1 rRNA gene is annotated in these 318 nt (G+C 52.8%); it reads right to left on the reverse strand.

Annotated features, from left to right (window positions below):
- Positions 1-107: ribosomal RNA gene (locus DPV79_RS41815) — 23S ribosomal RNA — on the reverse strand; the annotation flags it as partial.
- Between the last annotated feature and the right edge of the window lie 211 nt (positions 108-318).

Consider the following 318-nt stretch of genomic DNA (forward strand, 5'->3'; position numbering starts at 1 on the left):
CGGATCAAAGCTTGTTTGCCAGCTCCCCGTAGCTTTTCGCAGGCTACCGCGTCCTTCATCGCCTGTGATCGCCAAGGCATCCACCACATGCACTTGTTCGCTTGACCCTATAACGAGTCTGTCTCATGTCGGCCATCGTTAGCGCTTTAGCGCTTACGAGGGCCCCATCCCCGCATGGGGACGACAGTCGCTACAGGTTGAGTTCTCGCGTTGTGCCGTATTCCAATTGAGTCAAACATAGAGTTCGAATCATCTTGAGATACATCGATACAATCACAACCCGGATAGTTTCCACGTCCATCTCAAGACGCTTCCGCT

It is taken from the genome of Burkholderia reimsis, from assembly GCF_003294055.1.
GTDB classification, from domain to species: Bacteria; Pseudomonadota; Gammaproteobacteria; order Burkholderiales; family Burkholderiaceae; genus Burkholderia; species Burkholderia cepacia.